Below are 26728 nucleotides of genomic sequence, written 5' to 3' on the forward strand. Positions count from 1 at the left end.
CTCCCTAAATCAAGCTTCCAGCGCGGTAACCAACTCGAGGCCACTGCGTGTTTCGGAAGAACGCCGGCTCAGTTTGGTTATTACTGCTCCAGCGGAGTGTCGAAATTTTCTGGTCGATCGAAGTTACCTTCGTAGGCAACTAACTTATCTTGCTCAAAAGTTAGGATAACTTTGTGCTGGTAATCTTCGCTCTTACTTCGACCAGAGTTTAAGTTAAATACGTAATACCACACATCTTGATCAAAAACATTTTCAGCAACGGGCTTGCCAACGACATAAGCAACCTGTTCTTTGGTCATGCCAACGCGAAGCTGATCGATGTCACGCTGCTCAAGGTAGTTACCCTGCGGAACGTCAATCCGATACACCCAACTGTCAAAAACGGAGCATCCGCTAAGAACTAATAAACTACCTGCGATAACTAAAGCTTTCATAACACCTGCTGTTGATTAATGATTCTGTGCTCGATGATAAACAATGGACCTAACCGACCGCAAGTAATTCAGCCGCATTAGCCTTAGTTGTTTCCGTAATTTCGTCACCACCGAGTAGTCTAGCCAGTTCAATAACACGCGCATTTTGGTCTAGGCTGACCATGTGCGTCTCAGTGCTGGCACCGTCTGTGACTTTATCCACACGCAGTTGCTGATGCGCTTTCGCAGCAACTTGCGGTAAGTGTGTGACACAGATAACTTGATTTGATTCCCCAAGCTGACGTAATAATTTTCCGACGGTTGCGGCAGTTGCGCCGCTAACGCCCACATCAACCTCATCGAACATTAACGTTGGTGTGGTTAATTGGCTGGACGTAATCACCTGAATGGCCAGGCTGATGCGCGACAATTCGCCACCCGAAGCGATTTTGGCTAGCGGCTGTAAAGGCTGCCCCGGATTCGCTGTAACCGTGAAACAAACTTCATCGGTGCCCCAGCGTGTTGCTGGTGCTTGCGCCTGGTGGTCAACATCAATCACAAATCGGCCATGTGGCATATTCAGTTGCTGCATGCTTTTGGCAATGCGTTCACTCAATTCAACGGCCGCCTTTTTACGGCTTTCAGAAAGTTTGGTTGCAACCTGACGGTAATTGGCCGCAGCACTTTCAACACGCGCATCAATGTCGACCGATTCAGCCTGATTGGATTCCAACTGATTGAGTTCCGTGAGCAGTTGCTGGTGATGGTGCGGCAATTGGTTCGGCTCCAACTGATGCTTACGTGCAAGGTGCACTGCTTGACTCACGCGGCGTTCGGCCACCATCAGCTGTTCATCATCTAATTCGATGTTGTCTTGATAGTGGCGCAATTCGCGCGCGGCTTCTTCAACTTGTACGCTTGCGTCTTTGAGCATGCGCACCGCCTCAGTGAGGGCAGGATCAGTATCTAATTGCTGCTCTAAACGGCTTACGGCGTTTTGCAATAAGCTGAAGGCGTTATTGTGCTCGCCTTCGTAGATGGCGTTTAGTGCAAAACCTGAATCCTCGAGCAATGCAGCGCTGTTAGTTAGCCGTTTATGCTGTTGTTCAAGTTCAGCATATTCGCCTTCAGCCAGCGCAAATTCGTTTAACTCTGTGACTTGATAACGCAACAACTGCATTCGCGACTCAACATCACTTTGTTGCTGCAGTAATTGTTTTTGTTGTTTGCGCAGACTGTACCAAGTTTGATACGCGTTCTGAACATTGTCGAGCAACCGTTGATGGCGCGCGTACGCATCGAGCAAACTGAGTTGGTGTTCTGGGCGTGTCAGCAGTTGGTGTTCATGTTGGCCGTGAATATTAACCAATAGCGGTGCGAGTTGTTTGAGTTGAGATACCGTGACTGGGTAGCCATTTAGCCATGCTTTCGAACGGCCTTCACGCGTAATTAACCGGCGCAAGACACAGGCAGTTGGTTCATCATCTTGCAATTCTTGTTCAGCCAGCCATTGCCGGGCAGGGGACGTGGCTTCGTTTAAATGAAAGGTTGCAGTAACTTCTGCTTTTTCTGCATCAGCTCGAATTAAATCAACATCGGCACGATTACCCAAGCATAAGCCGAGGGCATCAAGTGCAATGGATTTACCGGCACCAGTTTCCCCGGTAATGGCCGTCATTCCGGCAATAAAATCGACATCAAGTTGACGAACAACCGCAAGATTGCGGATTTGCATATGAAGCAGCATAGGACACCTCAAGCACTGTTTAAGTATACAGTAGTTATACAGTATTTATACAGTAATGCAAGCGGGCACAATTAATTTTAGAACACACGGCTACCCCAGCCCAGCTTGTTGCGTAATACGCGGTAATAGCTATGGTCTTTGGGGTGCACTAAACGCAGCCGTTGTGGGTGTTGTTGAATAACAATATCGTCTTCAGGTTGCACCGACATACGCACATGCCCGTCACAGCTCAGTTGCAGGGTGTCGTTTTCGGTAGCTGCCCGTAACCGAATAATACTGTGTCCATCGACAACAATAGGGCGGCTGCTTAAGGTGTGAGGAAACATGGGAACCATGCTGATAGCGTCGAGCCCTGGCGTTAAGATTGGACCACCGCCAGAAAGTGAATAGGCAGTAGAGCCGGTCGGTGTACTGATGATTAAGCCGTCGGAACGCTGGCTGTAAACAAATTCGTCGTTTACGTACACTTCGAATTCGATCATGTGGGCAACTTTGTCCGAATGCAGAACAACCTCGTTGATGGCGCGGCCCACACTTTTTGATTTGCCATTATGAAATACTTCGGCTTGCAATAAAAAACGCTGTTCAGTTTGGTATTCGCCGGCTAATACGGCTTTTAATTGTTCAATAACATGGTCGGGGTCGATATCCGTTAAGAAGCCGAGGTTGCCACGATTCACACCAATAACCGCGATATCAGCTTCGCACAAGATGCGTGCCGCGCCGAGCATGTTGCCATCACCGCCTACTACCACGGCAAGGTCGGCTGCCTCGCCTAAACGATGCAACGGCAATATCTGGGCGCGGGTAGAGTTAAGTTGCTCTGCCGTACGCGATTCAATGATCACGTCAAACCCTAAGTCGAGCAGGCTGTGTTCTAGTTTTAATAAGGTGTTGCGCGTTGCTTCATGGTGAACCTTACCAATTAAGGCAATACGCTGAAATTGTGGTTGTGCCTTGGTAGACATATTTTTTCCTTTTTTCGCCTGCTTTGACTTGAATCGCCAGCAGCTGACCCCATAACTGGCTGCAAGGTAAGTTATATCACAACAAATTATTGTTCATTTGTGAATTTCAACAAGAGTACGCAGTTATGACCAAAAATGATTCAAGCACGTCAGCTCAAGCTGAACAGGAAACGCAAGCGGTAGACCCGCAAGCGGAAACGCAAGAGCAGCAAGACGATGCGCAAGAAAATCAGCACGACGAAACACAACAACGTTTAGCCGATTTAGAGCTTGCTTTGAGCCAAGCTGAACAGCGTTCAGAAGATGCCAATGACCGTGCAGTGCGAGCTGTTGCCGAAATGGAAAATGTTCGCCGCCGGGCTGCGTTGGATGTGGATAAAGCACACAAATTCGCCTTGGAAAAATTTGCCGGTGAGCTGTTGGACTCGGTAGATAATCTAGAACGCGCGCTGGAAATAGCCGCCGCCGCTGACGTTAACCAAAGCTTTTTAGAAGGCATTGAGTTAACGCACAAAAACCTACTGTCAACGCTTACAAAATTTGGTGTAGAAGCTGTTGGTCAAGTGGGCGATGCATTTAATCCTGAATTGCATCAAGCGATGGCCATGCAGCCGTCAGAAGAGCATGAGAACAATACGATTTTGGCAGTGATGCAAAAAGGCTACACCTTGAGTGGGCGGTTGTTGCGTCCAGCCATGGTCATGGTTGTGAAAAATTCTTAATAACCCTACTTGGGGTGTTGAAAAGCGAAAAAGCTGCCCCATATCTGAGTTATGAAACCTATTTTGGATTATGAAGTTGGAGATGAATCATGGGTAAAATTATTGGAATCGATTTAGGTACTACAAACTCTTGTGTTGCAGTACTCGATGGTGGAAAACCACGTGTTATTGAAAATGCTGAAGGCGATCGTACAACGCCTTCGGTTGTCGCATTCACTGACGATGGCGAAGTGTTGGTCGGTTCACCGGCAAAACGCCAAGCAGTAACCAATGCGAACAAAACCCTATTTGCGATAAAGCGTTTGATTGGTCGTCGCTTTAAAGACGAAGAAGTTCAGCGCGATATCGGCATCATGCCATTTAAAATTGTCGAAGCCGACAATGGCGATGCATGGGTACAAATTAATGACGAGAAAAAAGCACCACCGCAAATCTCTGCAGAAGTTCTGAAGAAAATGAAGAAAACTGCGGAAGATTATTTGGGTGAGAAAGTGACGGAAGCAGTTATTACCGTTCCGGCTTACTTCAACGATGCACAGCGTCAAGCAACGAAAGACGCAGGCCGCATTGCTGGCCTTGATGTGAAACGTATTATCAATGAACCTACAGCCGCAGCGTTGGCGTATGGCCTGGATAAAAACAAAGGCGACAACACCATTGCTGTATACGACTTAGGCGGCGGTACCTTCGATATCTCAATTATTGAAATTGACGAAGTTGACGGCGAACACACCTTTGAAGTTTTAGCGACAAATGGTGACACGCACCTTGGTGGTGAAGACTTTGACAACCGTTTAATCAACTATTTGGTTGAACAGTTTAACAAAGACCAAGGCATTGACTTGCGTAAAGACCCGTTAGCGATGCAGCGTCTGAAAGAAGCCGCTGAGAAAGCTAAGATTGAATTGTCATCAGCACAACAAACAGAAGTCAACCTGCCGTACATTACTGCAGATGCGACTGGACCGAAGCACTTGGCCATTAAAGTAACACGCGCCAAGCTGGAGTCTTTGGTTGAGGACATGATTGCAAAAACGCTTGAGCCATTAAAGCAAGCGCTTAAAGATGCAGACCTGTCAGTTGGTGATATCCACGACATTATTTTGGTCGGCGGCCAAACCCGGATGCCGAAAGTGCAGCAAGTTGTTACTGATTTCTTTGGTAAGGAACCACGTCGTGACGTGAACCCTGACGAAGCAGTGGCGGTAGGTGCTGCGGTACAAGCGGGTGTCTTGCAAGGTGACGTGAAAGACGTGCTATTGCTTGACGTAAGCCCACTGTCGCTGGGTATTGAAACCATGGGCGGTGTGATGACCAAGTTGATTGAGAAGAACACAACGATTCCTACTAAGCAATCGCAAACCTTCTCAACTGCGGAAGACAATCAGTCAGCGGTAACTGTGCATGTTATTCAAGGTGAGCGTAAGCGTGCCGCGGATAATAAATCTTTGGGGCAATTTAACCTTGAAGGTATCCGCCCAGCGCAACGCGGTGTGCCGCAGATTGAAGTCACGTTTGATATCGATGCTGATGGTATCTTGCATGTATCTGCAAAAGACAAGGATACCGGCAAAGAACAGAAAATCACGATTAAAGCATCGTCAGGTTTGAGCGATGATGAAGTTGAAAAAATGGTTCGTGACGCTGAAGCGCACGCTGAAGAAGACCGCAAGTTTGAAGAAATGGTGCAGGTACGTAACCAAGCTGATGCGCTTGTACACGGTACCCGCAAGCAGCTTGAAGAAGTTGGTGATAGCCTTGCAGAAAGTGACAAGGAAGCCATTGAAACAGCGCTTAGCGAGTTAGAAACAGCGATTAAGGGCTCGGGCAACGACAAAGCTGAAATCGAAGCGAAGCAGCAAGCACTTATTGAAGCTTCTGGCAAACTGATGGAAGCAGCACAAGCAAAAGCGCAGCAAGCAAGCGGTGACGCTGGCGAAAGCGCAAAGAAAGACGCTGATGATGTTGTCGATGCTGAGTTTGAAGAAGTCAAAGACGACAAAAAGTAAAGGCACGCCCACCGGGTGTCTGTAATTCAACACACGGGGGTTGCCGGAAGGTAGCCTCCGTGTGCTTGTATCAGGCGGGATATAAAGGAACGTGGAAATCACATAATTATGTCGAAACCAGATTTATATGAAGTGCTGGGTGTCAGCAAAGATGCTAGCGAACGCGACATCAAAAAAGCCTACAAAAAAATGGCGATGAAGTATCACCCTGACCGCACCAAAGGCGACAAAGACCTTGAAACGAAATTCAAAGAGGTCAAAACCGCCTACGAAGTGCTGATGGATCCACAAAAGCGTGCGGCCTACGATCAATATGGGCATGCTGCGTTTGAACAAGGCCAAGGCGGCTTTGGTGGAGGCGGCGGCGCTGCCGACTTTGCAGACATTTTTGGTGATGTGTTCGGTGATATTTTTGGTGGCGGTGGCGGTCGACGCGGGCGTCCTCAAGCGCAGCGTGGTGCTGATTTACGCTACAACCTTGAACTGAATTTAGAAGATGCCGTTCGCGGTAAAGAAGTTGAGCTTAAAATACCTAAGTTGAGTACCTGTGAAGACTGTGACGGCAGCGGGGCGAGAGCCGGCAGCTCGGCAGAAACCTGTGGCCACTGTCATGGCTCGGGTCAAATCCAAATGCGCCAGGGATTCTTTGCGGTGCAGCAACCTTGCCCACATTGCCGTGGTCGCGGCAAAGTTATCAAAGACCCGTGCCGCACTTGTCATGGTGATGGTCGCGTAGAGCGCACCAAAACCTTGTCGGTGAAGATTCCTGCAGGTGTCGATACAGGTGACCGTATTCGCTTGAATGGCGAGGGTGAAGCGGGTGAAATGGGTGCTCCATCCGGTGATTTGTATGTGCAAGTGCATGTGCGAGAACATCCAATCTTCGCGCGTGACGGAAATAATCTATACTGTGAAGTGCCTTTAAGTTTTACGCGAGCGGCTCTTGGCGGTGAAATTGAAGTGCCAACGCTTGAAGGTAAAGTGAAATTGAAGGTGCCAGCCGAAACCCAAACTGGGAAGCTGTTCCGCTTGCGCGGTAAAGGCGTCAAGTCTGTTCGTTCAGGCGCGGTGGGTGATTTAATTTGCAAGGTCGTGATTGAAACGCCAGTGAACCTTTCAGAAAGCCAGCGCAATTTACTCAATGAACTGGAAGAGTCGATGGGTACTGGCGAAGAAGCGGGTAAGTATCGGCCGAAAGAAAAAGGTTTTTTTGACGGAGTTCGCCAGTTTTTTGACGATCTCCGCTCGTAAGACTAACGGGTACACGGAGGGGTTATGCTGAAATGGACGAAAATTGGATTGATTGCACTAGGCTGCAGCGCAGTCTTAATGGCTTGTACACAGTCGCCGACTGGTCGTAGTCAGTTGATGCTGTACTCAAGCGGGCAACTGGCATCACTTGGTGATGATAGCTATGCGCAATTGAAATCCAAGGAAAAAATCAGTACCGATGCGGCTACTAACGCCTACGTGCGCTGCATTACAGATGATTTAATTTCAGTATTACCTACTCCCTGGCGTGATAAACAGTGGGACGTTACGGTTTTTGACAGTGATCAGGTGAACGCCTTTGCTCTTCCGGGAGAAAACATTGGCGTGTATACAGGCTTATTGAAAGTGACAGAAAACCGTGACCAACTTGCTGCTGTTATTGGGCATGAAATAGCGCATGTCATTGCTGATCATGGTAATGAACGGATGTCCAATCAAATGGCTGTGGGCCTAGGTTTACAAGTGGGCTCGGTGATTGCAGCGACACAACTGGAAGACGATACGGCGGCGATTGTTATGGCTGCTCTAGGTATCGGTGCGCAAGTTGGCGTGTTGCTGCCGTACTCGCGTGTTCACGAAAGTGAATCCGATCAATTAGGTATGGATTATATGGCTGCTGCGGGGTATAACCCTGCTCAAGCGGCCAACTTGTGGCGTAATATGGCGAAAGTTGGCGGTGCTAATGGGCCTGAATTCTTATCCACGCATCCATCTCCGCAATCGCGCATTGAAGCGATTGAGGCCTACGCACCCAAGTTACAAACCATCTATCAACAAGCGCGTGCGAATCGTCGTAAACCTTTGTGCACAATGTAACTCATGTTGTAATTTTCAACGACAACCCAGCGTTTTGCGCTGGGTTGTTTGTTTTTAGGTACCGATAAAACTTCTTGGTTATAAGTCAGATTAAATTGAACTAAAGCCCGCCCGCCAGCGTTAGTACAATACACAGCAAAACGAACAACGAGCAACGAATAACGTACTTACAGAGGTGTTATGTTTAAAACTTGGTTTGCAATTCCATTTTGGCAGCGTGTGCTCGGTGCCTTTGCTGTTGGCGTGATCATTGGCGTGGTTCAGCCTGAAATAGCCCAGTCGTTGCGGCCCTTAGGCACCTTATTTATCAATGCCTTGAAAATGTTGGTTGCGCCGTTAATTTTCACTGCCATTGTCAGTGCCATCTTGCAATTGGGTGGTGGCGAGCGTGCTGGCAAAATCGGTATCAAAACCATCGGCCTGTTTTTGTTAACGGCCGTTATTGCTAGCTTGATAGGGCTTGCGGTTGGGCAGTTACTCAATGTCACCCCATCGCCAGATTTGGTTGCTGACAGCGGCTATGTTCCCAAAGTTGTTCCGGGGCCAATTGAGGTATTGCTGAGCTTCGTGCCAACCAATCCTTTTGCCGCGCTAGCCGAGGGCAATGTTATCCAAATCGTGGTGTTCGCCGCGCTAGTTGGCGTTGCGATCAATCAGCTAGGTGATGTGGCTAAGCCGCTTGGTGATGCGATAAAAGCTGGCGCGCAAGTTATGTACCGAATTACCAAAATGGTATTGGAGCTAACGCCATTTGGCGTTTTAGGCTTAATGGCCTGGGTGGTTGGTCATTATGGTTTATCGAGCTTGACGCCGCTGGCTGCATTCATTGGTGCAATCTATTTGGCGTGTGTACTTCACATTGTATTTGTGTACGGCACGATGGTGCGGTTAGCGGGCATGTCGCCTTGGTTTTTCTTTAAGTCGATTTTCTCAGCCCAATTGGTGGCGTTTACAACCTGCAGTAGCTTCGGCACTATTCCCGCAGCACATCAGGCAATAACTGAAAAGCTTGGCGTGAAAAAGGAATATGCGAGTTTCGTTTTACCGCTTGGTGCAACCATCAACATGGACGGGTGTGGCGGTATTTATCCTGCAATTGCGGCTATTTTTATTGCCCAAATCTATGGAATTCCTCTTGATTGGGCCGATTACTTGCTCATTACGCTAACCGCAACCTTAGCGTCTGTGGGTACTGCTGGCGTGCCGGGCACCGCCATGGTTATGTTGACGGTAACCTTAAATGCGATTGGCTTGCCACTTGAAGGGATAGCGTTTATTGCGGCGATAGACCGAATTATTGATATGGCGCGCACGGCGACCAATGTGACTGGGGATATGGCTGTGTCCGTCGTGTTGGGAACGCAACGTGAGTCGTTAAAGGATAATAGCTAATCCCAGTGAGCTTCGCTAAACTCTCACTAACGATTAACGATTAACGATTAACGATTAACGATTAACGATTAACTAATAACGACGAGGTTTTATGAACGTAGGAATTCTCGGGGCCAGCGGGCGTATGGGACAGGCCGTTATTGCAGCAGCTAAGCAGGCAGGGGTGCATGTTACTGCTGCAATAGTTAGTGATCAGTCCGAACACCGTGGGCAACCAGTTTTCGCCTCACTGCATTATCAAACGCTTAGTGAGCTTGCGCCCCAGCAAGCTGATGTGCTGATTGATTTCTCGCTGCCGCAGGCGCTGACAGATAATTTACAGCATGCGCAGCGGTTACAACTGCCAGTCGTTATTTGCACCACCGGACTAAACGCACAGCAACAGCAAGCTATTGATGCTGCTGCACAGCAGATACCTGTATTATATGCCGCGAATACCAGCGTTGGCATCACCTTGCTGCAACAACTGGTGAAACTAACCAGCGCGGCACTCCCAAATTGCGATATTGAAATTATTGAAGCACACCATAGCGCCAAACGCGACGCTCCGTCGGGTACCGCATTGGTGCTTGGAGAAAGTGCCGCCGAAGGTCGCGGTAAATCTTTACCCCAAGTGTCTGCCGGAATTCGTGGTGACGGCGTTCGTGAAGCCGGGAGTATTGGCTTTTCCGTAATTCGTGCTGGCGACATCATTGGCGAACACAGTGTTTTATTTGCGCAGCCAGGTGAACGTATTGAGTTAACGCACAAAGTTGGCAATCGGAATATTTTTGCACAAGGCGCCGTGCAAGCAGCCCAGTGGCTAACCCAGCAGCCGAGAGGTCGGTATGCGATGGCTGACATGCTGGCTTTGAATACACTTTTGAAACAATTGGCTTAGCTTAAAGCTGCGTGATTTTTCAGTTTACCCAAGGCCGTATTTTCTGTAGAATACGATCAATTTGCCGGTAACTTTCAGGCAAGCTGAAACGCGCACTCCACTGGTATTCATTGAATGAATATCCGACGCTGGTGCAAGGTAATCAACGGGGAAGTCATTATTTGATTCACCCGTTTTTTTATGTACGGAGGTTAACCTTGAGTATTCTAGCGAGCCACTCAGCAAGTAAAGCCATTTTGGTACTTGCCGATGGGACTGTTTTTCACGGCACGGCGATTGGCGCCGGCGGTACCGCAGTTGGTGAAGTTGTCTTTAACACCGCCATGACCGGTTACCAAGAAATTCTCACCGACCCCTCCTACGCAGAACAGATCGTTACTCTTACTTATCCCCACATCGGCAATTACGGCACCAATCACGAAGATGAAGAATCGAATCGCGTTTGGGCAAAAGGCCTGATTATTCGTGATCTGTCGTTAAAGGCCAGTAACTTCCGCGGCGAGCAGTCGTTGGGGGATTATTTGCGCCAACGCAATGTGGTTGGGATAGCGGATATTGATACGCGCAAATTAACTCGCATTTTGCGCGAGAAAGGTGCGCAGAACGGCTGCATTATTGCGGGCAATATTGCCGGTGAAATTGACGCAAACAAAGCGCTTGAACTTGCACAGCAGTTTCCTGGCCTGAAAGGGCTGGATTTAGCCAAAGAAGTAAGCCTTCGCACACCGGTTGAGTGGACGAGCAAAAGCTGGAAGCTTGGTCAGGGCTTTAGTGAGCTAAGTGACCCTAAATTCCATGTTGTTGCCTATGACTATGGGTGTAAACGCAATATTCTGAGAATGTTGGCGGACCGTGGTTGTAAGGTGACATTGGTACCGGCGCAAACACCTGCCAAAGACGTATTGGCAATGAAACCGGATGGCGTGTTCTTATCCAATGGCCCCGGTGACCCAGAGCCGTGCGATTACGCAATAACCGCAATTCAAGAATTGATTGAGGCGAAAATGCCGATATTTGGTATTTGCCTTGGCCACCAACTCTTGGCGTTAGCCAGTGGCGCAAAAACGACTAAGATGAAGCTTGGCCACCATGGTGCTAACCACCCAGTGCAAGACTTAGCCACGCGACGCGTGATGATTACCAGTCAAAACCATGGCTTTGCGGTTGATGAAACAAGTTTACCGGAAAACATTAAAGCCACGCACAAGTCACTCTTTGACGGTACCCTGCAAGGTATTGAACGTACTGATGTGAAAGCATTTAGTTTTCAAGGCCACCCAGAAGCAAGTCCGGGGCCGAACGATGCCGCACCGTTATTTGACCACTTTATTGAATTGATGAGCCAGTAACTATGCCAAAACGTACCGATATCAAAAGCATTCTGATTATTGGCGCTGGCCCGATTGTTATCGGCCAGGCCTGTGAATTCGACTACTCTGGCGCACAAGCATGTAAAGCGCTGCGCGAAGAGGGTTACCGGGTCATTTTGGTTAACTCTAATCCGGCAACCATCATGACCGACCCTGAAATGGCGGATGTAACCTACATTGAGCCAATTCATTGGGAAGTGGTCGCGAAAATCATTGAAGTTGAGCGCCCTGATGCAGTATTGCCAACCATGGGTGGGCAAACGGCATTGAATTGTGCACTTGAGCTAGATAAGCATGGTGTACTGGATAAATACAACGTAGAAATGATCGGTGCCAACGCCGATGCTATCGACAAAGCGGAAGACCGCGATCGTTTCGATAAAGCAATGAAAGCCATTGGGCTTGAAACACCGAATGCAAAAGTTGCACGCAGCTTACAGCAAGCCTTCGAAATTCAGGAAGAATTTGGATTTCCGCTGATTATTCGCCCAAGCTTTACCATGGGCGGCAGCGGTGGTGGTATCGCTTATAACCGCGAAGAGTTTGAAGAAATTTGTCGCCGCGGGTTAGATTTATCGCCAACCAAAGAGTTGCTTATTGACCAGTCATTGATTGGTTGGAAAGAATATGAAATGGAAGTGGTTCGCGACAAAGCGGACAACTGCATTATCGTATGCGCGATTGAAAACTTTGATGCCATGGGTATTCATACGGGTGATTCAATCACCGTTGCGCCGTCACAAACACTGTCTGATAAAGAATATCAGCTGATGCGTGATGCCGCGATGGCCGTATTGCGCGAAATCGGCGTTGAAACCGGCGGTTCAAACGTACAGTTTGGTGTCGACCCAGATACTGGACGCATGGTTATTATTGAAATGAACCCGCGGGTGTCCCGTTCATCGGCATTGGCTTCGAAAGCGACAGGTTTCCCAATCGCCAAAGTGGCGGCGAAACTTGCTGTTGGCTATACCCTTGATGAACTCGAAAATGAAATTACTGGCGGTGTAACACCGGCGTCATTCGAGCCTGCGCTCGACTACGTGGTGACCAAGATACCGCGCTTCAATTTTGAAAAATTTGCGGGTTGTAACGACCGCCTAACCACCCAGATGAAATCAGTGGGTGAGGTGATGGCAATTGGTCGTAACCAGCAAGAATCAATGCAAAAAGCATTGCGTGGTTTGGAAATCGGCGTGTCGGGTTTTGACCCGATGGTTGATCCGAATGACGCAGAATCGCGCGGCAAAGTTATTCGTGAGCTGAAAGAACCTGGTGCCGAGCGTATCTTCTATATTGCCGATGCGTTTCGCTTGGGCATGACAGTGCGTGAAGTATTTGAACTGACGCGTATTGATGAGTGGTACTTAATTCAGATAGAAGAAATTGTGCTGCTTGAAGACGAAATTCAGAAGCTTGGCATGGTTGGCCTTGATGCGCATGTATTGCGGTTATTAAAACGTAAAGGCTTTGCTGACAAGCGTATTGCCGACCTGCTTGATGTGGCTGAAACTGAGGTTCGCCGCCGTCGTAATGAGCTAGGTATTCACCCCGTGTACAAGCGTGTTGATACCTGTGCGGCGGAATTCCGTTCAGATACGGCATACATGTACTCCACCTACGACGAAGAGTGTGAAGCAGCTCCGAGTGATCGCGACAAGATTATGGTTATCGGTGGCGGCCCAAATCGCATTGGTCAAGGTATTGAATTTGATTATTGTTGTGTTCATGCGGCGCTGGCGCTGCGTGAAGATGGCTATGAAACCATCATGGTGAACTGTAACCCAGAGACTGTTTCAACGGACTATGACACCTCTGATCGCTTGTACTTTGAGCCGATTACTCTGGAAGATGTTCTGGAAATTGTTCGTGTTGAAAAACCGAAAGGCGTTATTGTGCAGTATGGCGGTCAAACGCCGCTTAAATTGGCCCGTGAGCTTGAAGCGAACGGTGTGCCAGTGATAGGCACGTCACCTGATGCGATTGACCGTGCTGAAGACCGTGAGCGCTTCCAAAGTGCCGTAACGCGGTTGGGCTTGAAACAACCAGAAAATGCAACGGTAACGAAGGTTGATCAGGCATTGCGTGAAGCTGCGCGTATTGGTTACCCATTGGTTGTGCGTCCTTCGTACGTGTTGGGTGGCCGCGCCATGGAAATCGTCTACGATGAAGTTGACTTATTGCGTTACTTAACTGACGCCGTGAAGGTTTCGAATTCAGCACCGGTATTGTTAGACCGTTTTCTCGATAACGCCATCGAAGTGGACGTTGATGCCATCTGTGACGGTACTGATGTACTGATTGGCGGCATCATGCAGCATATCGAGCAAGCCGGTGTGCATTCAGGCGATTCCGCCTGTTCATTACCCCCTTATTCGTTAAGCGATAAGATTCAGGACGAGTTGCGTGATCAGATGCGTAAACTGGCCTTTGAGCTGGGTGTTAATGGTTTGATGAATGCGCAGTTTGCGGTAAAAGATGATGAAATTTATCTGATTGAAGTGAATCCGCGGGCGGCGCGCACTGTTCCGTTTGTCTCCAAAGCTACTGGTTTGCCGCTGGCGAAGATAGCAGCGCGCGTTATGGTGGGGCAGTCACTTGCACAACAGGGGTATACGGAAGAAGTTATTCCACCGTACTACTCTGTGAAAGAAGTGGTGATTCCATTTGCTAAGTTCCAGGGTGTGGATCCAATCCGTGGTCCTGAAATGCGCTCTACCGGTGAGGTGATGGGCGTAGGCGAAAGCTTTGAAGAAGCTTATGCGAAGGCGAATTTGGGTGCAGGTGAAGCACTGGCGAAAGCTGGTAAAGCCTTGCTGTCGGTTCGTGATGGCGACAAAGCACGCTTATTTGACTTGGCGCGCGGCCTTATCGGGCTTGGCTTTAGTTTGGAAGCGACACGCGGCACCGCAAAATTACTTAAAGACGATGGTATAGCTTGCTCTGTAGTGAATAAGCTGCAGGAAGGCCGGCCGAATATTGTTGATGCAATTAAGAACGGCGAGTACAGTTACATTATCAATACAGTTGAAGGGCGTCAGGCGATTGAAGACTCCGTCTACATTCGTCGTGAAGCGCTGTTGAATAAAGTAATCTATACCACAACATTAAACGCAGCGTTTGCGACAGTGAAAGCGAATACGGCGGATGACCGTGCGCGCGTAAATTCGTTGCAGGCACTGCATAAAAGGGTTTTAGAACGATGAATCAAATTCCAATGACTACCCACGGCGCAGAAATGTTGCGGGTAGAATTGAAACGTTTAAAAACAGAAGATCGACCGCGTATTATTCAGGCTATATCTGATGCGCGGGAGCATGGCGATCTTAAAGAAAATGCCGAGTACCACGCGGCACGGGAACAACAAGGGTTTTGTGAAGGACGGATTCAAGAAATTGAAGCTAAATTGTCCAATGCGCAAATCATTGATGTCACCAAAGTTCCAAACCAAGGCAAAGTCATTTTTGGGGCGACGGTGACACTCTATAATACCGTAACCGAAAAGGAAGTTACCTATCGAATTGTGGGTGACGACGAGGCTGACATTAAGCAAAATCTTATTTCAATCAACTCGCCGATTGCGCGCGCGCTGATTGGTAAAGGAATTGACGATGTGGCACGGGTTAATACACCAAACGGAGAAGTTGAATACGAAGTGGTGAACGTCGCTTACGTTTAGCCGTTTGAATATATAAGGTTAGAAAGTATTAACCCTTCAACAGCGCGACCAGTTCGCGCTGTTTTTGTTTGCGTTGCTCGCTCGTTAAAGGCTGTTGATGATACGCCTCAACATCAGGAAAAACGACTTCAATATCCTCGCCTAACGCTTTTGCAATAGCCAATGCTACCGGTTGTGAGCGTGCCTTGCGGGATGCAACCTTCGACACCAGAGAAGGGCTCTTCCCGAGTGCTTCAGCAATCATCGAAAAATCGAATCCGCGCCGCATTAATTCCTTTTTGATTTGTTTACTGTCCATCAGGTATAGTGCTTCTTGTTCAATGGTAGTGAATAATTAATTCACAGAGAGTTCCAAAGTTAACTCATATGAAGGCTTTTTATGTCAAATGACGTAAAAAATAATAATACAGTGTCAAATGACATAACCGCACAAAATAGACCACAGACAACGCTCAAAAGCAACCTTGATTTACCGGATGTGGATACCTGTATGGCGCGGTTAGCACTGGTATCACAGCAAAAGTCAGCGAGCGCGATCATGCGTTGGTTGGGGCTTCCTCCCAGTACACACAGCAATTGGAAACGCCGAAACTCAGTTAATTATGATCGTGTTGTCGAAGGTTTGCTGCGACACAACGTGTCGTTAGATTGGTTCTTCGCGCCGAGCACCGATTTGTTTTATCCGAATGTGAGTTCGGTTGTGAGTGAAACGGGAACCGAGTATCAGTCTAATGAAGCCGTGACTTTAACGCTCAAGGCACTCGAGCACGTAGAGCCGATAATGCAGCATTATAAGGTCGAGATGACCGAGCAGAACCGTCAGATAATGGCTGAAACATTTTTGAAACGGCGCGGTGACGGTATGTTACTGGACACTGCGCTGCGCCAAGTAGCAATTGCATTGGCGACAGCACAGGGAAATCGGAAAGGGTAGTCGAAGGTTAAGCGCGCGGCAGTTGAATTTTTCCCGCAGGGCTTGGTTTATATAATGTCAAAATTTTACCCACAACTTGAACTTTCGTGCCGCCTGTATGCGCAACGATGGTTGCATACACTTGCTCACGCAATTCCCGATCTTCATCAGGTACGCGCACTTTAATTAACTCATGATGTTCAAGAGCCAGTTCAATTTCCGCCATGACGCCTTCAGTCAGACCATTAGCGCCCAACAAGACGACCGGTTTTAACGAATGAGCCAACGATTTTAGGTGTTGTTTCTGTTTATTGCTTAAGGTTACGGCCGTTGCCATGTAATATATCCCATCAATTGACTTGAATTTTCGCTATTCTACCGCCATCTGGGTAGAAGAAGCCAGTTTGGTAAGAGAAACATGACAAAAAAACGCTCCGCCAGCAGTACACGCTGGTTACAAGAACACTTTAGCGATCATTATGTACAGAAAGCGCAAAAAAAGGGCTATCGCTCCCGCGCAGTGTTTAAAATAGAAGAGATTCAGCAGCGCGACCGAATTTTAAAACAAGGTCAGACGGTGGTGGATCTTGGCGCAGCGCCGGGTGGTTGGTCACAGTTTGTGGTAGATAGCCTACACGGTAATTGCGAAGTCATCGCCTGTGATATTTTACCGATGGACCCAATCGCCGGTGTCGACTTTCTTGAAGGTGACTTTTGTGACGAAGAAGTTTTAGCTGCGCTGTTGAGCCGAATTGGCGGCAAAAACGTAGATGTTGTATTGTCCGATATGGCACCCAATATGAGTGGTAATGACAATGTTGACCAGCCGCGATCAATGTATCTTGTTGAATTGGCTTTAGATATGTGTCATCAGGTATTGAAACCAAACGGCAGTTTTGTCGTCAAAGTATTTCAGGGGCAAGGGTTTGAAGAGTTTTTGAAAGATTTACGTGCGGCATTCACTACGGTGAAAACCCGCAAACCTGATTCATCACGAGCGCGTTCTCGTGAGGTGTATCTGGTAGCGACCGGATACAAACTGTAGTACTCTGTAAGGCGTGCTACAAATGCAAACAAGAGGTAGTCAGCTTTGAGCGATATGGCAAAGAATCTCATACTATGGCTTGTGATAGCCGTAGTTTTAATGACTGTGTTTAATAACTTCAGTCAAAGCGGCAGCACTAGCCAGCAAGTGCCCTACAGCCAGTTTATCAACCAAGTGCATAACGGTGGCGTAAGCAAGGTTGATATCGACGGGCGGGTGATTACTGCGCAAGCGCGCAGTGGTGAACCGTTTACAACGGTAGTGCCAACTCAATATGATCCGAAACTTTTGGATGACTTGTTAGAAAACAACGTTGAAGTAAACGGCAAGCTGCCAGAAGAACCGAGCATGTTAGCTCAAATCTTCATTTCTTGGTTCCCGATGATCTTACTGATTGGCGTGTGGATATTTTTCATGCGACAAATGCAAGGTGGTGGCGGCGGCCGCGGCGCGATGTCTTTCGGTAAAAGCAAAGCGCGGTTGATGAGCGAAGACCAAATCAAAACCACATTTGCTGACGTGGCGGGTTGTGATGAAGCCAAAGAAGAAGTCAGCGAGTTGGTTGATTACTTGAAAGACCCAAGTCGCTTCCAGCATCTGGGCGGTAAAATTCCGACTGGGGTGCTCATGGTAGGTCCTCCAGGTACAGGTAAAACATTATTGGCGAAAGCCATTGCCGGTGAAGCACGGGTGCCGTTTTTCTCGATTTCAGGTTCTGATTTCGTAGAAATGTTTGTTGGTGTGGGTGCTTCACGTGTCCGTGATATGTTTGAACAAGCGAAGAAAGCTGCACCGTGCATTATCTTTATTGACGAGATTGATGCTGTTGGACGTCAACGTGGTGCTGGTTTAGGTGGCGGTCACGATGAGCGCGAACAAACGTTGAACCAAATGTTGGTAGAAATGGATGGCTTTGAGGGCAATGAGGGTATTATCGTTATTGCTGCAACAAACCGTCCGGACGTTTTAGACCCTGCTTTACTGCGCCCTGGTCGCTTTGACCGTCAAGTGATGGTCGGTTTGCCGGATGTGCGTGGTCGTGAACAAATTCTTAAAGTACACATGCGAAAAGTACCCTTGGGCAAAGACGTTGAAGCCTCAGTTATAGCGCGCGGTACCCCCGGGTTCTCGGGTGCTGATTTAGCCAACTTGGTTAACGAAGCCGCCTTGTTCGCAGCGCGTGGCAACAAGAAAGTCGTTTCCATGGAAGAGTTTGAAAAAGCCAAAGATAAAATCATGATGGGTGCAGAGCGTCGGTCAATGGTGATGACCGAAGAAGAAAAGGCGATGACTGCCTATCATGAAGCTGGTCACGCGATTGTCGGGCGATTGGTGCCTGAGCATGACCCAGTCTATAAAGTATCCATCATACCGCGTGGGCGTGCATTAGGGGTTACCATGTACTTGCCTGAGCAAGACCGTGTTAGCCACTCTAAGCAGCATCTGGAAAGTATGATTTCAAGTCTGTTTGGGGGCCGTTTGGCGGAACAGATAATTTATGGCGATGAAAAAGTTACCACTGGCGCTTCAAATGATATTGAACGCGCAACCCAAATTGCTCGCAAAATGGTGACTCAGTGGGGCTTGTCCGAAAAAATGGGGCCATTGCTGTATGCGGAAGATGAAAACGAAGTGTTCTTAGGTCGCTCGGTGACGCAGCATAAGCACATGTCAGATGATACTGCGCGTGCCATTGACCAAGAAGTGAAGCTATTTATTGATCGCAACTACGATCGCGCGAAACGTATCTTGGAAGAAAACGTCGACATCTTGCATACCATGAAAGATGCGTTAATGAAGTATGAAACCATTGACGCAGATCAGATTGATGACTTGATGAATCGTCGTGACGTGCGCGAGCCACGAGACTGGCAGCAGCGTGACAGTAATAAACCCGGTGGTGATGACGGTGAGTCTGAAGTTAGCAAACCGGTGCCAACGAGCAAACCAGCTGGAGATTCTCCAGCCAGTTAAGCAATAATAAGAAGCCCCGTAATTCGGGGCTTTTTTTTGAGTGAACACAGGTACGAAGTCATGTCGGATACACGCACAAACATTGAAGTCATGGGTATATTGAACGCAACACCTGATTCGTTTTCAGACGGTGGCAAGTTTAATCAGGTTGACCGGGCACTTTATCAAGCCGAACACATGGTTGCTGATGGTGCCGCATGGCTTGATATTGGTGGCGAATCAACACGCCCAGGAAGCGAAGGCGTCAGCGCTCAAGAAGAGCTTGAGCGCGTCATTCCGATTGTGGAAAAGCTGCGTGAAAACTTTGATGTGTCGCTGTCAGTCGATACGTGCAAAACAGCCGTGATGGCCGAAGCACTCAAGTATGGCGTGCGTATGATTAATGATATCAATGCGCTGCGCGATACAGGTGCCGCGCTATTGCTAGCGAGCAGACCGGACGTGAAAGTGTGTCTGGTGCACATGCAAGGCGAACCGCGTACCATGCAGCACGAGCCGCGCTACGACGATGTAGTGGTGGAAGTAAAACAGTTTTTAGATGCGCGCGTACGCGCCTGTGTGAGCGCGGGCATTCAAAAAAATAATATATATCTCGATCCGGGCTTTGGATTTGGTAAGTCTGTCAGGCATAATTACCAGTTGCTACAACGCTTGCAAGCGTTCCATGAGCTGCAACTGCCATTGTTAATTGGTATGTCGCGCAAATCCATGGTCGGTCAAGTTACCAACCGTGAGGTCAGCGAGCGCTTAGCGGGTAGCATTGCAGCGGCAACGATTGCCGCGATGAAAGGGGCACAGATTATTCGTGTGCATGATGTCAAGGAAACGGTTGATGCAATGAAAGTCGTTGCAGCAACCTTGGCTGGAGAATTCGCTTGAGTGAGCGTAAATATTTTGGCACTGACGGGGTTCGTGGCCGCGTTGGTGACTTTCCGATTACCCCAGATTTTGCTGTAAAACTGGGATGGGCTGCCGGTACTGTATTGTCAGCAAATGGCAACCATCGTGTATTGGTGGGCAAAGACACCCGTTTGTCTGGGTATATGCTGGAGTCAGCGCTAGAAGCTGGTTTGCTATCTGCCGGTGTCAGCGTGGAGTTTTTAGGCCCTATGCCAACCCCAGCGGTTGCCTATTTGACGCGGAACTTTCGCGCGGCAGCGGGGATTGTAATTAGCGCTTCGCATAATCCTTATTACGATAATGGCATTAAATTTTTCTCAGACTCAGGCAGTAAACTGCCGGACAGTGTCGAAGCAGAAATAGAACGCTTATTGGATGAACCAATTCGGTGCGTGCCTTCTGAGAATATGGGGCGGGCGAGTCGCATTGATGATGCGCCAGGGCGCTATATTGAATTTTGTAAAAGCGTGTTCCCGTCTGACTTATCACTCAAAGGTTTAAAGATAGTGGTCGATTGCGCGCATGGCGCAACTTATCATATTGCCCCTGATGTGCTCAGCGAATTGGGGGCAGACATTTGGGAAATTGGTACGGAGCCAAATGGCGTCAATATCAATGAAAAATGTGGTGCCACCCACCTTGATGCGCTGCGCGCCAAAGTGCTTGAAGTAAACGCTGACCTAGGGTTTGCGCTTGATGGTGATGGCGACCGGATCATGATGGTAACCGCATCAGGCCGCGTGGTTGATGGTGACGATATTATTTATATTCTTGCGCGTGCGGCTCAACAAGACGGCCTGCTGCAAGGTGGTATTGTTGGCACGTTGATGAGTAATTTTGCACTGGAAAAGTTTTTTACTGATCGCCGCATTCCATTTGTTCGGGCTAAAGTTGGTGACCGTTACGTGATGGAAGAGCTGGTGAAACGTGATTGGCGTATTGGTGGTGAAAATTCCGGCCATATTATTAATCGCCAATTCCATAGCACCGGCGATGGCATCATTGCAGGTTTGCAAGTACTTACCGCAATGCAACGCGAAGGCCGAAGCCTTGACGATTTACTGCAAAACTTCACCAAGTTTCCGCAAGCGTTAGTGAATGTGCGTTTCGAAGCTGGAACCGACCCGTTGGCAGCTGATAATGTGCAAGCGGTGGTTACCGAAGTTGAACAAGCTTTGGGTAACAATGGTCGGGTGTTGTTGCGCAAGTCGGGTACTGAGCCGTTAATACGTGTCATGGTAGAAGGCAAAGAAGCAAAAACTGTACGCAAATTTGCTGAAGAAATTGCCAGTGAAGTGGAAGCGGCTAGTAATTAATCAGTGAACAACTATTTAAGCATTCACTGCTTGTAACTTGGGGCGAGGTTATGTAATATCTCGCCGCTCTCAATGAAGTCAGAGGTTTAGATGCAACGCCAACCGTTAGTTATTGCTAACTGGAAAATGAACGGCGACCGCGCCTTGGTCGTAACCATGGCTGAAGCACTCCGAGACAGTGCCGCACAGCACGCTGGAGTAAGCGTGGTGGTATGTCCACCCGCAGTATTAATGCCCGCTTGGCAGCAAGCAGCATTTTACGACAACGTGCGGTTAGGCGCGCAAGATGCGAACGAGAACTCGAACGGTGCCCACACTGGAGAACACAGCCTTGCACTCGTGCAGGAAGCTGGTGCCAGCATGGTTCTTATCGGGCACTCTGAGCGCCGCCAGTTTTATGGTGATAATGCCAAGCGTATTGCTGCGAAAGTTAGCCATGTGCTCGAAACATCACCGATGACTGCAGTGCTATGTGTTGGCGAAAGCGCGCAAGAACGTGAGCAGCAACGCACCTTTGATGTTGTTTCGCAGCAACTGAGTGAAGCGCTGCAGAACATTGAAAGCGCAGAACGTTTAGTGATTGCCTATGAACCAGTTTGGGCAATTGGAACTGGCTTGACCGCTTCGCCGGAACAAGCGCAGGAAGTTCACGCATTTATACGTAACTGGTTAAATGAAAAATTCGGGCCTTCAGGCGCCAACTTACAGATTTTGTATGGTGGTAGCGTGAAAGCTGATAATGCTGAGCAACTTTTTGCACAAGCTGATATAGATGGTGGTTTGATAGGCGGCGCAAGTTTAGTGCCAGAGCAATTCGTAGCCATCTGCGATGCTGCACAAACCCGGAGTAAGTAAGCTATGTACGAAATATTATTGATTGCCTACTTGATTGTTGCGTTAATCCTGATTGGTTTTATTATGATTCAACAGGGTAAAGGCGCAGACATGGGCGCTTCATTCGGCGCTGGTTCGTCGAATACTGTATTCGGTTCGGGCGGTTCAGGTAACTTCCTAACCCGTACAACTGCTGTTTTGGCTGTTGTGTTTTTTGTACTGAGTTTAATTCTAGGTAACTTATCCTCAGGCAATGGCGACACCAAAGGTAACTTCGATGAAATTGAAGTGCCAGTGGAAGAAGTTCCAGCAGTGCCTACGAACGATAGTGACGTTCCAGGTAGTAACTAAGCATTTAATTGCTAAAAGATTTTTTGCGGATGTGGTGGAATTGGTAGACACGCTATCTTGAGGGGGTAGTGCTTTAGGGCGTGCGGGTTCAAGTCCCGCCATCCGCACCAAATTAGCGACCGGCCACGGTTGCGTTTCCGTTGGAAACCCTTATAATATGGACACGTTTTCGGACGCGGGGTGGAGCAGTCTGGTAGCTCGTCGGGCTCATAACCCGAAGGTCGTAGGTTCAAATCCTGCCCCCGCAACCAATTACAAAAGGGTCCAGTGTTTTAAAAGCCCCGCAGCAGTTCGGGGCTTTTTACTATGTGACCTTTGCTGCGGCAGTTCTGCGTATGAGCGTACAACTGAGTGGGCAGTCAACAACACTGGGCGTTTACGCCCTTTTTTTGTTTTTAGGAGTTAGCAAACTTGGCTCGTATTGAAGACCGTTTATTCGACATGATAGAACCTGCTGTTTCAGCACTTGACTATGCCTTGTGGGGCGTAGAATTTGTGCGTGCAGGTAAGCATTCTACGCTGCGTGTTTATATTGACCATGAAGATGGCGTAAGTGTAGATGACTGTGCAAAAGTCAGTCATCAGGTTAGTGCAATTTTAGACGTAGAAGATCCAATTCAAAGTGAATATTTCCTTGAAGTTTCTTCGCCTGGTATGGAACGGCCTTTCTTCAAAGCGGCTCAGTACGCTGACTACCTGGGTGAAACGGCAGCCGTAGAGCTGACCATGGCCCAACAAGGTAAACGTAAATTTAAAGGTGTAATTGCTGCAGTTGATGGCGATTACGTTGAATTCAATATTGATGGCGAAGCGTTTAAAGTAGCGCAGTCATCAATCAAGAAAGCTCATTTAGTTCCTCAGTTTAACTAAGGATTGCGTAGGCGAGGCAAAACAATGGCAAAAGAAATATTATTGGTTGCAGAAGCAGTTTCAAATGAAAAAGATGTTTCAAAAGAAAAGATTTTTGAAGCGCTTGAGTCTGCGCTCGCGCACGCAACCAAAAAGAAATATGACGGTGACATCGATGTACGTGTAAGTATTGATCGCCATACTGGTGAATTTGATACGTACCGTCGTTGGTTAGTGGTTGACGACAGTGAGCAGCCACTTGAGCACCCGTATCGCGAAATCAGCTTAGCAGCTGCTCAGTATGAAGACGAAAGTGTTCAAGCGGGTGACTATGTTGAAGAGCAAATTGACTCAATTGAGTTCGACCGCATCACGACGCAAACTGCCAAGCAAGTTATCGTACAAAAGGTTCGTGAAGCCGAGCGGGCGAAAGTGGTTGATGAATACCAAGATCAAGTTGGCGAATTAGTCAGCGGTATCGTAAAACGCGCCACGCGCGAGCACGTTATTTTAGATTTAGGTAACAACGCAGAAGCTATTATTTACCGTGAAGACTTGTTGCCGCGTGAATCATTCCGCGCTGGCGACCGTTTGCGTGGCTTATTGTATGAAGTTCGCCCAGAGGCACGTGGCGCACAGTTGTTTATCAGCCGTACGCACCCAGATTTCTTGATTGAACTGTTCCGCATTGAAGTGCCGGAAATCGGCGAAGAAATGATTGAAATCCGTGGTGCTGCGCGTGATCCAGGTTCGCGGGCAAAAATTGCGGTGAAGAGTAACGATCGTCGCATTGACCCTGTTGGTGCTTGTGTTGGTATGCGTGGTGCACGTGTACAAGCTGTGTCGGGTGAATTAGGTGGCGAGCGAGTTGACATCGTACTGTGGGATGATAACCCAGCGCAGTTCGTAATCAACGCCATGGCACCCGCTGAAGTTGCGTCTATTGTGGTTGACGAAGAAGCTCACACAATGGATATCGCAGTTGAAGAAGGCAACCTTGCGCAAGCTATCGGTAAAGCAGGCCAAAACGTTCGCCTTGCAAGCCAGTTAACGGGTTGGCAGTTGAATGTAATGTCGGTTGATGAGTTTAATGAGAAGAACCAAGCCGAAGCACAAAAAGTGCTCGACTTGTTTACGTCGAAGTTAGGTATCGATGAAGATTTCGCTGGAGTATTGGTGGATGAAGGCTTCTCAACCTTAGAAGAAATCGCGTATGTACCAGTTGACGAGCTGTTAGATATTGAAGGTATGGACGAGGACATCGTTGAAGAATTACGTAGCCGTGCGAAAGGCGTGCTAACCACACAAGCCTTGGCCAACGAAGAGTCGTTAGAAAGTGCTGAGCCAGATGAAACACTACTGAACCTTGAAGGTTTAGATCGTCATTTGGCTTTCGTATTTGCAAGTCACGGTATCGTCACCTTAGAAGACCTTGCAGAGCAAGGTATTGATGATTTGGCCGATATTGACGAACTAACCGAAGAGCGAGCAGGCGAGCTGATTATGCAAGCGCGTAACATCTGCTGGTTCGGTAATGAAGAATAAGATCAACGGGGGTACTACAGACTATGGAAGAAGTAACGCTGGATAAACTAGCTAACGATGTCGGTACGACAGTTGATCGTTTGGTGCAACAGTTTGCGGAAGCAGGCATGAAAAAGCAGCCAGGCGACAGTGTGACGGAAGACGAAAAACAGGCCCTGTTAGCCCATTTAAACAAAGCGCATGGTGGCAGTGGCCCAAGTGAGCCGGCCAAAATGACGTTAAAGCGCAAAGAAAAAAGCACCTTGAGTATTGGTGGCGGCCCAGGTCGTAACAAATCTGTTCAAGTTGAAGTGCGTAAGAAACGCACTTATGTGAAGCGCTCAGCGCTGGAAGATCAGCAACGTGAAGACCAAGAAAAAGCTGATCAGAAAGCAGAACAAGAACGTTTAGCCTTAGAAGCCAAGCGCAAAGAAGAAGAAGCGAAAGCAGCGGCAGAAGCCAAAGCAAAAGCAGACGCTAAAGCGGCGGAAGAAAAAGCGAAACAAGAAGCAGCACGCAAAGAAAAAGAAAAAGCTAAGGCCAAAGCTGAAGCTGAAAAGCGTGCAGCGATGACGCCTGAAGAACGTCAAAAAGCTGATGAAATTAAAGCTGAAGCCGATCGTTTGCGTAAAGCGCAAGAAGAAGAAGCGCGTAAAAAAGCTGAAGCTGAAGCTTTAAAACAAGCGGAAGAAGCACGCCGTTTGGCAGAAGAAAACGAAGCACGCTGGCAAGAAGAAGAAGCCAAGCGTAAGAAAGCTGAGCAAGAAGAAGTTCACTTCACCACATCGCAAACCGCGCAAGCGGCTGAAGATGAGCAAGACGAAGGTGAAGAACGTCGTGCCCGTCGCAACAAGAGTAAGCGTCGTGGTAAAGATGACGAGCGTGATGAATCACCGCGCCGTGAAAAACGTCGGAAAGGCTCGAAACGTTCTACCTTGCAGCATGGCTTTAATAAGCCTGCAGCGCCAGTAGAGCGTGAAGTGAAGCTCGGTGAAACCATCACCGTTGGTGAACTTGCAAACCGCATGGCTGTTAAAACTGGCGAAGTGATCAAAACCATGATGAAAATGGGTGAGATGGTCACAATTAACCAGGTTTTAGACCAGGAAACGGCGTCATTAGTCGTTGAAGAAATGGGTCATAAAGTGTTGTTGGTTAGTGAGAACGCGCTTGAGCAAGAAATCTTGGCAGACCGTAATGAGTCTGAAAACCAGCAGCAGGTGTCGCGTGCACCGGTTGTTACCGTTATGGGTCACGTTGACCACGGTAAAACCTCGTTGTTGGATTATATTCGTAAAGCGAAAGTGGCAAGCGGCGAAGCGGGTGGTATTACCCAGCACATTGGTGCTTACCACGTTGAAACCGATCACGGCATGATCACCTTCCTTGATACTCCTGGTCACGCTGCATTTACGTCAATGCGTGCACGTGGTGCAGGTGCAACGGATATCGTTATCTTGGTGGTTGCAGCCGACGACGGCGTAATGCCACAAACTTTGGAAGCAATTCAGCACGCGAAAGCTGCTGGCGTGCCATTGGTTGTTGCAATCAACAAAATGGATAAAGAAGAAGCTGATCCTGATCGTGTTAAAAACGAACTTGCGCAGCGTGACGTTATCCCTGAAGAGTGGGGCGGTGACGTGATGTTTGTGCCAGTATCAGCGCATTCAGGCGAAGGTATTGAGCAATTACTTGAGTCAATCTTATTACAAGCTGAAGTACTTGATCTCAAAGCGAATGCAAGTGGCATGGCC

At 48.3% G+C, this 26728-nt stretch carries 24 protein-coding genes and 2 tRNA genes; 21 read left to right on the forward strand and 5 right to left on the reverse strand.

The genetic code is table 11. The features are described 5' to 3' along the window. Positions 1-80 precede the first annotated feature (80 nt). The 3 genes from ACN0UN_RS08970 to nadK form a co-directional block, all read right to left on the reverse strand. Positions 81-434, reverse strand: coding sequence for an outer membrane protein assembly factor BamE (locus ACN0UN_RS08970; RefSeq protein WP_417659681.1), 354 nt, complete (start codon positions 432-434; stop codon positions 81-83). Positions 435-483: 49 nt separating this feature from the next. Further along, positions 484-2160 carry a DNA repair protein RecN gene (recN, locus tag ACN0UN_RS08975; protein ID WP_417659682.1) on the reverse strand — a complete coding sequence of 559 codons (1677 nt, stop codon included), beginning with the start codon at positions 2158-2160 and terminating at the stop codon, positions 484-486. Between the two features lie 77 nt (positions 2161-2237). Beyond that, positions 2238-3128, reverse strand: coding sequence for an NAD(+) kinase (gene nadK, locus ACN0UN_RS08980; RefSeq protein WP_128351108.1), 891 nt, complete (start codon positions 3126-3128; stop codon positions 2238-2240). A 125-nt stretch (positions 3129-3253) separates the two neighbouring features. Between nadK and grpE the strand changes: the two genes are divergently transcribed. The 9 genes from grpE to greA all read left to right on the forward strand — a co-directional run bounded on the left by grpE (position 3254) and on the right by greA (position 15268). Next, entirely contained in the window at positions 3254-3850 is a 597-nt protein-coding gene (gene grpE, locus ACN0UN_RS08985) for a nucleotide exchange factor GrpE (protein ID WP_417659683.1), read from the forward strand. A gap of 89 nt (positions 3851-3939) precedes the next feature. After that, complete coding sequence (gene dnaK / locus ACN0UN_RS08990) at positions 3940-5859, forward strand: molecular chaperone DnaK (protein WP_417659684.1); 1920 nt, start codon at positions 3940-3942, stop codon at positions 5857-5859. 108 nt (positions 5860-5967) lie between these two features. Beyond that, a complete protein-coding gene (gene dnaJ, locus ACN0UN_RS08995) occupies positions 5968-7110 on the forward strand; it encodes a molecular chaperone DnaJ (RefSeq protein WP_417659685.1) in 1143 nt (380 codons plus the stop codon). Between the two features lie 24 nt (positions 7111-7134). Next, a complete protein-coding gene (locus ACN0UN_RS09000) occupies positions 7135-7947 on the forward strand; it encodes a M48 family metallopeptidase (protein ID WP_417659686.1) in 813 nt (270 codons plus the stop codon). Between the two features lie 180 nt (positions 7948-8127). Beyond that, positions 8128-9339 carry a dicarboxylate/amino acid:cation symporter gene (locus tag ACN0UN_RS09005; RefSeq protein WP_417659687.1) on the forward strand — a complete coding sequence of 404 codons (1212 nt, stop codon included), beginning with the start codon at positions 8128-8130 and terminating at the stop codon, positions 9337-9339. 91 nt (positions 9340-9430) lie between these two features. Continuing rightward, on the forward strand, positions 9431-10219 hold the full coding sequence (gene dapB, locus ACN0UN_RS09010; protein WP_417659688.1) for a 4-hydroxy-tetrahydrodipicolinate reductase: 789 nt from the start codon (positions 9431-9433) through the stop codon (positions 10217-10219). 197 nt (positions 10220-10416) lie between these two features. Then, on the forward strand, positions 10417-11568 hold the full coding sequence (gene carA / locus ACN0UN_RS09015) for a glutamine-hydrolyzing carbamoyl-phosphate synthase small subunit (RefSeq protein WP_417659689.1): 1152 nt from the start codon (positions 10417-10419) through the stop codon (positions 11566-11568). Positions 11569-11570: 2 nt separating this feature from the next. Continuing rightward, positions 11571-14795 carry a carbamoyl-phosphate synthase large subunit gene (gene carB / locus ACN0UN_RS09020; protein ID WP_417659690.1) on the forward strand — a complete coding sequence of 1075 codons (3225 nt, stop codon included), beginning with the start codon at positions 11571-11573 and terminating at the stop codon, positions 14793-14795. Next, entirely contained in the window at positions 14792-15268 is a 477-nt protein-coding gene (gene greA, locus ACN0UN_RS09025) for a transcription elongation factor GreA (protein WP_128351099.1), read from the forward strand. The genes carB and greA overlap by 4 nt, the downstream gene beginning before the upstream one ends. Before the next feature lie 28 nt (positions 15269-15296). Here greA and ACN0UN_RS09030 read toward each other — a convergent pair whose 3' ends face one another. Continuing rightward, positions 15297-15566 (reverse strand): helix-turn-helix domain-containing protein, encoded by a 270-nt coding sequence (locus ACN0UN_RS09030; protein ID WP_128351098.1) that lies wholly within the window; start codon positions 15564-15566, stop codon positions 15297-15299. Between the two features lie 192 nt (positions 15567-15758). Between ACN0UN_RS09030 and ACN0UN_RS09035 the strand changes: the two genes are divergently transcribed. After that, positions 15759-16202: a helix-turn-helix domain-containing protein gene (locus ACN0UN_RS09035; RefSeq protein ID WP_417659691.1), complete on the forward strand. Its 444-nt coding sequence runs from the start codon at positions 15759-15761 to the stop codon at positions 16200-16202. Positions 16203-16209: 7 nt separating this feature from the next. On the opposite strand, the gene yhbY is transcribed toward ACN0UN_RS09035, so the two are convergent. Beyond that, complete coding sequence (yhbY, locus tag ACN0UN_RS09040; RefSeq protein ID WP_417659692.1) at positions 16210-16518, reverse strand: ribosome assembly RNA-binding protein YhbY; 309 nt, start codon at positions 16516-16518, stop codon at positions 16210-16212. 81 nt (positions 16519-16599) lie between these two features. Here yhbY and rlmE point away from each other — a divergent pair, with 81 nt between their 5' ends. The 11 genes from rlmE to ACN0UN_RS09095 all read left to right on the forward strand — a co-directional run. Further along, on the forward strand, positions 16600-17226 hold the full coding sequence (gene rlmE / locus ACN0UN_RS09045) for a 23S rRNA (uridine(2552)-2'-O)-methyltransferase RlmE (protein ID WP_128351095.1): 627 nt from the start codon (positions 16600-16602) through the stop codon (positions 17224-17226). Between the two features lie 45 nt (positions 17227-17271). Next, on the forward strand, positions 17272-19200 hold the full coding sequence (gene ftsH / locus ACN0UN_RS09050; RefSeq protein ID WP_417659693.1) for an ATP-dependent zinc metalloprotease FtsH: 1929 nt from the start codon (positions 17272-17274) through the stop codon (positions 19198-19200). Positions 19201-19260: 60 nt separating this feature from the next. Continuing rightward, positions 19261-20079, forward strand: coding sequence for a dihydropteroate synthase (gene folP / locus ACN0UN_RS09055; protein WP_417659694.1), 819 nt, complete (start codon positions 19261-19263; stop codon positions 20077-20079). After that, entirely contained in the window at positions 20076-21416 is a 1341-nt protein-coding gene (gene glmM / locus ACN0UN_RS09060) for a phosphoglucosamine mutase (RefSeq protein ID WP_417659695.1), read from the forward strand. Before folP ends, glmM begins: the two co-directional genes overlap by 4 nt. A 90-nt stretch (positions 21417-21506) precedes the next feature. Then, the gene (gene tpiA, locus ACN0UN_RS09065) at positions 21507-22271 is read left to right on the forward strand and encodes a triose-phosphate isomerase (protein WP_417659696.1); all 765 of its coding nucleotides are present in this window, start codon (positions 21507-21509) and stop codon (positions 22269-22271) included. Positions 22272-22274: 3 nt separating this feature from the next. Further along, a complete protein-coding gene (gene secG, locus ACN0UN_RS09070) occupies positions 22275-22601 on the forward strand; it encodes a preprotein translocase subunit SecG (protein ID WP_417659697.1) in 327 nt (108 codons plus the stop codon). A 25-nt stretch (positions 22602-22626) separates the two neighbouring features. After that, positions 22627-22711 (forward strand) — tRNA-Leu (locus ACN0UN_RS09075). 64 nt (positions 22712-22775) lie between these two features. After that, positions 22776-22852 (forward strand) — tRNA-Met (locus ACN0UN_RS09080). 190 nt (positions 22853-23042) lie between these two features. Then, entirely contained in the window at positions 23043-23471 is a 429-nt protein-coding gene (gene rimP / locus ACN0UN_RS09085) for a ribosome maturation factor RimP (RefSeq protein ID WP_417659700.1), read from the forward strand. A gap of 24 nt (positions 23472-23495) precedes the next feature. Next, the gene (gene nusA, locus ACN0UN_RS09090) at positions 23496-24995 is read left to right on the forward strand and encodes a transcription termination factor NusA (RefSeq protein ID WP_417659698.1); all 1500 of its coding nucleotides are present in this window, start codon (positions 23496-23498) and stop codon (positions 24993-24995) included. Positions 24996-25018: 23 nt separating this feature from the next. Then, on the forward strand, positions 25019-26728 hold a 1710-nt coding region (locus ACN0UN_RS09095; RefSeq protein ID WP_417659699.1), incomplete at its 3' end, for a translation initiation factor IF-2 N-terminal domain-containing protein.

It is taken from the genome of Pseudidiomarina sp., from assembly GCF_048267825.1.
In the GTDB taxonomy this organism is placed as follows: Bacteria; Pseudomonadota; Gammaproteobacteria; order Enterobacterales; family Alteromonadaceae; genus Pseudidiomarina.